Source organism: Rhizobacter sp. P3_B12 (genome assembly GCF_056402895.1).
The window spans coordinates 24672-32459 of the sequence record NZ_JBFUGN010000003.1 but is presented as its reverse complement, the minus strand read 5'-3'; the positions used below and the strand labels follow the sequence as shown (position 1 = coordinate 32459).

Here is a 7788-nt window from a genome sequence, read left to right as displayed (position 1 = left end):
TGTGCACATCACGCACATCAAGCCGGGCGAGGTCGACTCGGTGATGCAGGAAGTTGCCAACCTCGTCACGCCGCATCGCATCGCCGCGCTGCAGGCGGGTCAGATGATCGAACTGGCCTGAAGCATCTGACAACGGATTTCGCGGGGCCGGTGACAACTTCGGAGTGACGCTTTTCGTCAATCCAGAACCGGTGCAGTAGGCGATTGGTGCGGACGGTGACCGCCCGCGTCAGAACTGCGGGCGAAATTCACATCAAAACTAGGGATTGAGCTTGGCACGAGGACTGCATCTTGTCTGGCGTGTCCCACCCGTTCCCATCTCAGGAGCTCTACACCATGAAGCGCGTTCAACAAGGTTTTACCCTCATCGAACTGATGATCGTCGTTGCGATCATCGGTATTCTGGCTGCCGTCGCTCTGCCGGCTTACCAGGACTACACCATCCGTGCCAAGAACTCGGAAGTCATCCTGGCTGCGTCGGCTTGCCGCACCACGATCACTGAAGTGTTCCAGTCCGGAAGCTCCGTTCCTCAAGCAGCGAACAGCTGGGGCTGCGAGGCGAGCACCGCTTCGTCGCAATATGTCGCCCAGATTGCCACGGCGGCCACCACCGGCATCATCACCGTGACCAGCCAAGGCATCAAGAACATGGCTAACGGCGGTGTGGGCGGCAAGGTCACCCTGATCCCCTACAAGGATGCTGCCACCACCGCTCCGACGGCTGGCGACTCCGTCTACCGCTGGGTTYGCGGCGGCACGGGCACCGACATCCTGGCGAAGTTCCTGCCGGGTTCGTGCCGCGGCTGATCCGCATCGCTGATTTTTCAGCAGACAATGGCGGCCCTCGGGCCGCCATTTTCATTTTCCAAGCCCGTTTCCAGCGCACCCGATGCTCGAACTGCTGTCCCTGCTGGCCCTGGTGGCCGCCTGGCTGGTCCCGGATCATTACCCACCGTGGACATCGTTCTACAACGAGGTCTGTGCGGCGATCGCGTTGTTCGCCCTTGCGCTGGATGCCGGCCGCGGCTGGTTGCGTGAACGCCTGCCGGTCGTGTTCTGGTTCGTCTGTGCAGTGGCGCTCATCCCACCCGTGCAATGGCTGTGCGGCCGGCTGGTCTTTGCCGGCGACGCCTGGGTCGCGGCCTTCTACGTGATGGTTTTTGCTTCGGCGATCGGCGTCGGGTATGTGCGCGCCGGAATCAAACCGAGATTCGCCGAAGTGCTGTCCACCGTCTTGCTGGTGGGTGCCGTCGCTTCGAGTGTCCTCGCACTGGGACAGGCGCTGGAGTTGCCGATGGGCCTGTGGGCCGTCGAGATCCCGTCCGCCTTCCGTCCGTCGGCCAATCTGGGCCAGCCCAACAATCTGGCGACCCTGATCGGCATGGCCGGGGTCGGCCTGCTCTACCTGTACGAGCTGCGCCGCGTGGGCGGGATGTCGTCTGCCGCGCTGCTGGCGCTGCTGCTGACGGCGATGGCCGTGACGCAGTCGCGCACGGCCCTCGCATTCGGCCCCGTCGTGCTGGGTGGCATGCTGCTGATGAGGCGACGCGTCGGGTTCCGCACGCCACTGTCCGCGGTGGCTGCCGTCACGGCCTGCCAGTTCCTGCTGATGTGGATCTGGCCGCAAGTGCAGTCGGCGCTGCTGCTGACCAGCACGAACCCGCTCGGCGCACGGGCCTTGTCGTCGAATCGCTTCGTCGTGTGGCCGCAGCTGGTGGAGGCTCTCAACCACTCGCCCTGGAGCGGCTACGGCTGGCTTCAGGTCGGCGAAGCCCAGCTCAGCATGGCCGGACCGGGCGTGCAGTTCAACGAACTCTGGCTGCATGGTCACAACCTGTTCCTCGAGTTGCTGCTCTGGTGCGGCTATCCGCTGGGTGGCCTGCTCGGCCTGTGCATCGTCGCCTGGGCCGTCAGCCGGACCTTCTCCGTGCGCAGCCTGCCGGGTGCAGCCGGCGTGCTGACGCTGGCCGTGGTCGGCGCGCACAGCATGATCGAGTTACCGTACCACTACCTCTACCTGCTGGTGCCGGTCGGTCTGTGGATCGGCATCATCGAGCGCGATGTTCCCGGTCGCTTGAATTTCCCGGCGCGATGGGGCGTCCCGGCCGTGGCCGCCAGCGCGGCACTGGGGGTCGCGCTGACCTGGAACTATCGCGAGGTCGAAGAGGATTTCCGCCTGATCCGTTTCGAGAAGTCCGGCATCGGCCGATTGAGAGCGGCCCAGCCGGCACCGGACGCGCCGTTGCTGTCCTCGCTGACCTCATTCCTGCGGCTGTCTCGCCTGCCGCTCACGCCGGAACTGTCCGATGCGGATCTGGCCGAGTTGGCGCAGCTCATGCGACGCTACCCCTATCCCGCATCGATCTCGCGCTACGCTGCCGCGCTGGCACTGAAAGGTCGAGCCGATGAGGGCAGGCAGGTCTTCACGGGCATTCAATCGATCTACGGTGGCAAGATGGCCAGGAGCGAGCGGAAGGTCCTGCTCGAACAAGGCGAGCAGGCACAGCAGCCGAAGCTGGTCGAATTCGCAGCGACACTGCCCGATTGAGTTGCCGGCCTCGTTTCACAACCTCGCTTTCAGAGATGCCATGGACATCTTCCACGCCCTCCCACGCCGCGTCCGCGCCACGTCCTTGCATGTCCTCGTCAGCGCCTGCATCGCAGCGCTGGCGAGCGTGCTGGTGTTCCTGGTCTGGTACCCGAGCCCGTACGGTGAGCTCACCGGGGGCTTGAACCTGTTCGTCCTCCTGACGGCCGTCGACCTGGTACTCGGTCCGGTGCTGACGGCCGTTGTGGCCGCGCCGGGCAAGCCGATGCGCGAGCTGGTGCGCGACATCGCCGTCATTGCCTGCGTGCAGGTCGCCGCGTTCGGCTATGGCATCTACACGATCGCACTGGCGCGACCTGCCATCGTCGCCTTCGAGGTCGATCGCCTGCGCGTCGTGACGGCAGTCGAGATCGAGACCGAATCGCTGGCCGCCGCACCGCCCGGCATGCGCCAGCTGTCGTGGACCGGGCCGGTCCTGATTGCCGCGCAGAAGCCCACCGCACCGGATGCCGCCTTCCGCGCGATGACGAAGGGCCTGGGAGGCGTGGATCTGTCGATGGACCCGGCCAACTGGTCGGACATCGCCGGCGCACGTGCCGACATGCTGAAGGCCGCCCGCCCGATTTCGGAACTTGCTGCGCACTATCCGGACGCCGGCGCCGCGGTGCAGTCCATCGCCGCCAAGGCGGGCGTGGATGCGGCCAGGCTTCGCTTTCTCCCCTTGATGTCGCGCCGCGAGAGCTGGGTCGTGCTGCTCGACGAACCGCAGGCGAACATCGTCGGCTACCTCCCGCTGGACGGGTTCTTCTGATGCCGCAGCCTTCGCGAGGCGGCCTCGAGGCGCTGCGCATCACGGCCATCCTGGCCGTTGTCGTGCCCGGCGCGCTGGCGTACAACGTCCCGCCTTCCGCGACATTCCTCAACCAGGCCGCGGCACTGGTGGGGTGGGGCGTGTTCCTCTTCCTGATGGTGCTGGCCGGTTGGTTGAAGCCGCGGCCGCCCCTGAACCCGGGCGCTGCCGTCAACAGCCTGCTGGCCGCCTTCGGCCTCATGCTGGCCGGCGTCCTGGCATCGGCCCTGCTGGCGGGCCTGCCCGTGCCGCTTGCGCTCTCGTCGGCCGGGCTGCTGGTGGCGGCCGCGCTCGTCACCTGTGTCGCAGCGGCGGGTGCACGGACCGAGGTCGGAGAGCACGCCTTTCGCGCGTTCTGCGAGGCCCTGGTATGGGCCGGTGTCCTGAGCACCGGCATCGCCCTCGTCCAGACCTTCGCGCCGCAATGGACCAACGGCAACTGGATCGCGCATGTCTCCTCGCCCGGTCGGGTCGGCGCGAACCTGCGGCAGCCCAACCACCTGGCCAGCCTGCTCGTGCTCTCGGCGATTGCGCTGGTGTGGACCCGGGAACGTGCATCGGACGCGCCGAAGAGCACATCCGTCGTGCGCTGGAGCACCGGCCTGTTGCTGCCGCTGTTCATCTTCGGCATCGTGCTGACCGCCTCGCGCACCGGGGCGATCTGCGTTGCGCTGCTGGCGGTCTGGGCCGTGGTGGATCGCCGCATGTCCCGCACGACGCGGTTGCTCCTGTGGGCCGCGCCAGTCGTCTTCGTGCTGGGCTGGGTCGGCATGGACGCCTGGGCCCGCGCCGGCACGCACGCGTTCAGCGGCGATTCGCAGTTGCACCGGTCCGACCTGTCGAGCTCGCGTTTCGCCATCTGGGGGAACACGCTGTCCATGATCGCTGCCCAGCCCTGGACCGGCGTCGGCTGGGGTGAGTTCAACCTGGCCTGGACCTTGTCGGCCTTCCCGGGCCGCCCGACGGCGTTCTTCGACCATACCCACAACCTTCCGCTGCAGCTGCTGGTCGAGCTGGGTTTGCCACTCGGCCTGCTCGTCCTGGGGCTGCTCCTCTACGCGCTGTGGTGTGCGTGCCGCGCGGCCTTGCGCGTCCCGGCCGGGCAGGACAGCAGCAGCCTGCGTGCGGCCACCATGATGGTTCTGACCATGGCCGTGCACAGCCAGCTCGAGTACCCGCTGTGGTACGCGTATTTCCTGCTGCCCACGGTCTTCGCCTTCGGCACGGCACTGTCGCGGGGCGCTGCCGCAAGCGACCCCGCGCGCGGCGGCCGCAGCCTGCCGCCGCTGCTGTTGGCGGTGGCCTGCTGCGGGCTCGTCGCCGGAGGCATCGCCGCGGTGGCCGACTACGCACGCGTCGTCGCGATCTTCTCGCCGCCCGCCGGGGCGGCCAGTCTGCAGGACCGCATCGCCGACGGCCAGCGCAGCTGGTTCTTCGCGCACCACGCGGACTACGCAGCGGTGACGACGGTCGAACACCCTTCGGAAGCGATGCCRTCGTTCCGCAGCGCACCGCACTACCTGCTCGATGCGCGCCTGCTGATCGCGTGGGCACGTGCGCTCGACGAGGCCGGCGATGCGCAGCGTGCACGCTACGTGGCACGGCGTCTGCGAGAGTTCAACAACGACCAGGCCGAAGCCTTCTTCGCGCCCTGCGACGATGCGGCTGTGAAGGACAAGCCCTTCCAGTGCCTGGCTCCCGAGTCTGCGCTCGGCTATCGCGACTTCCGGTAGCGCCAGAACGCGCGCGATGTCCACAGCCGCACGAAGCTCATCAGATGCCATCGCAAATGCCGCCAGCTGCCGCCGCCCGAGGAGCGCCTCGCGTCGTGCACGACCACCGTGTGCGGCAGCACCTCGATGCGCCAGCCCGCGAGCTGCAGGCGCAGGCACAGGTCGACATCCTCGCAGTACAACCGGTAGCCTGCATCGAAACCGGCCAGCTCGCGGAACACCTCGCTTCGCACGGCCATGAACGAGCCGGCCACCCATTCCATGTCCGCCGTCTCGGTGAGCCGCCGGTCCCGGGAGGCAGCCCGACGAACCAGCGACAGCGGCGTCGGGATCCGGCGCCGGAAGTCTTCGACCTGGCCGCGCGCGTCCACCTGCCACGGCACCGCCAGGGCACATCGCGGATGTGCCAGCGCTTGCGCGAGCGCGGCGAACGGATCCTCGTGCAGGCGCACGTCGGGATTGGCGATCACGAACAGCGGGGTTTCGCAGTGACGGAACGCTTCGTTGTGATTCGCGGCGAAGCCTGCCTGCCTCGCGTTGCGGATCGTCAGCACCGGTGCGCCGCCGATCGAGGCCGGTGGGGACCACGGCTCGTCGGTGTTCAGCGTCACGATGATCCGCCTGACGAGATCGCAGCGGATGCGGTCGAGATCCGACAGCAGCAGGCTGGCGAGTTCGCCCTGACCGTGGCTGACGATCGATACGGTGATGTCGTTCATCGGGCGCAAGTCTATGCGTTGCCATGCGGCATGCCGCACCGGGAGCCGCACCCGTGACGCCCGCCTCGACCGTCGCGCCGCCCGACGCGGACGAGATGGCTGCCGTGCTCGTGCTGTTCGACCCGCGGGCCGGCACTGCGGCGTCGATTGCATCGCTGGCAGGCGCCGTGAAGCGGCTGCTCATCGTCGACAACTCGCCGTCGGGCCATCCCGCCGTGGCCGATGCCGTTGCGCTGCCGTCGAATGCCAGCGTGCTGGTCAACGGCAATGCCGGAGGTCTCGCGGGGGCCTACAACGCTGCGCTGCGACGGCTGGGCGATGCCGACGCCGCCGCGCTGCGCCATGTCGTCTTCGTCGACGACGATTCCGACACGGCCAGCCTGTCGGCGTTCCTTGCCCATCCATCGACGCGAAGTGCCTTTTCGCGCAGCGACACCGCGGCCGTGGCGCCCGCCCATCGCGACCGGGCGACCGGGCTGCGGGCCCGCCACCTCGAACTGTCGCGCTGGCGCTTCCATCATCTGCCGCGTGAGTTCACCGGCACGCGGCCGGTCGCCTTCGTCATCAACTCGATGTCGGTATGGAGCCTGGCGGCGCTGCGCCGCGTCGGACCCTACAACGAGGGTCTCGCGGTCGATCACGTCGACACCGAATACTGCATGCGGGCGCGGCGCGCCGGCCTGCACGTGCTCGTCAACGGCGACTGCGAGTTCGCGCACTCGGTGGGCGAGCGAACGGCCTACCGCGTGCTCGGCATGACGCTCCAATCGGGCGGCCACAGTCCGCGACGGCGCGGCATGATCGGGCGCAACACCATGTGGCTCGCGACCCGTTATGCCCTGGTCGAGCCGGCATTCTCGGCACTCTGCCTGCTTCGTCTCGCCTATGAAGCGACCGGCATCGCATTGGTCGAGGACCGGCGGCTGGCCAAGCTCGCCCGCCTGTCGAGCGGGGCGCTCGCGGGGATCTTCGGCCTCGCCCGTCCGCTGCCGGCCGGGATTCGCCGATGATTGCTTCCGCGCGCACGGCCGCGCAGCGCGTCTGCGCGGTCATCGTCACCTTCGAGCCCGATCCCGCGCGCCTGCAGTTGTTGCTCGACGCGCTGCACGGCCAGGTCGTACATGCCGTGGTCGTCGACAACGCGAGCGGCGGCATGCCCGGCCGCCTCGAATCGACGCTGTCAGGCGTCGAGCTTGTGCGCCTGCCCGAGAACCGCGGCGTCGCCGCGGCGCAGAACATCGGCATCCGGCGCGCGTTGGAGCGTGGCAGCGACTTTGTCCTGTTGCTGGACCAGGACAGCGTTCCGGCGACGGACATGGTGTCCGAGCTCGTCTGCGCAGCCGATGCCATGCGCCTCGCCGGCCATCGTGTCGCCGCTGTCGGACCGGCATTGCAGGGCAGTGGCGTGACGGCCGATTTCGTCCGCTTCGGGTGGTTCGGCTACCGCAGGCTGGCGGCGTCGACGGCACGGCCCTGGGTTGCCTGCGACATGCTGATCGCATCCGGCTGCCTCGCCACGCGGGCCGCGCTTGAAACAGTCGGGGACATGGATGAAAGCCTGTTCATCGACAAGGTCGACACCGAGTGGTGCCTGCGCGCGCGGTCGCGCGGCTTCATGCTGGCCGGCGTGTCGTCAGCGGTACTCCAGCACCGATTGGGCGAGCACACGCTGCGTGTCTGGTGGATGCGCTGGCGCCAGGTGCCGGCGCATCGGCCCTTCCGCTACTACTACATCGTGCGCAACAGCGTCCTGGTGTGGCGCCGGCCGTACGCCAGTTGGCGCTGGCGCACCGCCGACATCAAGCAGTGCCTCCACATCGTGCTCTTCTTCGGCTTCCTGAGCGAGGCTCGATCGCAGAACCTGCCACCGATGCTGCGCGGACTGCGTGACGGCCTGCTGTCGCGCGCCGGACCCCAGTCGAGCGCGCGCGACTGAGG

General features: G+C 68.0%; 7 protein-coding genes. 6 read left to right on the top strand and 1 reads right to left on the bottom strand.

Annotated elements, in window-relative coordinates; all coding sequences use genetic code 11:
• Positions 1-336: 336 nt before the first annotated feature.
• From AC1D01_RS00460 to AC1D01_RS00445, 4 genes are all read left to right on the top strand, one after another.
• The gene (locus AC1D01_RS00460) at positions 337-807 is read left to right on the top strand and encodes a pilin (RefSeq protein WP_477864152.1); all 471 of its coding nucleotides are present in this window, start codon (positions 337-339) and stop codon (positions 805-807) included.
• An 82-nt stretch (positions 808-889) separates the two neighbouring features.
• Positions 890-2548: a PglL family O-oligosaccharyltransferase gene (locus AC1D01_RS00455; protein ID WP_477864151.1), complete on the top strand. Its 1659-nt coding sequence runs from the start codon at positions 890-892 to the stop codon at positions 2546-2548.
• A gap of 1 nt (position 2549) precedes the next feature.
• Entirely contained in the window at positions 2550-3359 is an 810-nt protein-coding gene (tfpZ, locus tag AC1D01_RS00450) for a TfpX/TfpZ family type IV pilin accessory protein (protein ID WP_477864150.1), read from the top strand.
• On the top strand, positions 3359-5131 hold the full coding sequence (locus AC1D01_RS00445) for a PglL family O-oligosaccharyltransferase (RefSeq protein ID WP_477864149.1): 1773 nt from the start codon (positions 3359-3361) through the stop codon (positions 5129-5131). The genes tfpZ and AC1D01_RS00445 overlap by 1 nt, the downstream gene beginning before the upstream one ends.
• On the opposite strand, the gene AC1D01_RS00440 is transcribed toward AC1D01_RS00445, so the two are convergent.
• Positions 5113-5850 (bottom strand): glycosyltransferase, encoded by a 738-nt coding sequence (locus AC1D01_RS00440; RefSeq protein ID WP_477864148.1) that lies wholly within the window; start codon positions 5848-5850, stop codon positions 5113-5115. The genes AC1D01_RS00445 and AC1D01_RS00440 overlap by 19 nt on opposite strands.
• A 53-nt stretch (positions 5851-5903) precedes the next feature.
• Here AC1D01_RS00440 and AC1D01_RS00435 point away from each other — a divergent pair, with 53 nt between their 5' ends.
• On the top strand, positions 5904-6860 hold the full coding sequence (locus AC1D01_RS00435) for a glycosyltransferase family protein (protein ID WP_477864147.1): 957 nt from the start codon (positions 5904-5906) through the stop codon (positions 6858-6860).
• Positions 6857-7786: a glycosyltransferase family 2 protein gene (locus AC1D01_RS00430; RefSeq protein ID WP_477864146.1), complete on the top strand. Its 930-nt coding sequence runs from the start codon at positions 6857-6859 to the stop codon at positions 7784-7786. Before AC1D01_RS00435 ends, AC1D01_RS00430 begins: the two co-directional genes overlap by 4 nt.
• Positions 7787-7788: the final 2 nt, after the last annotated feature.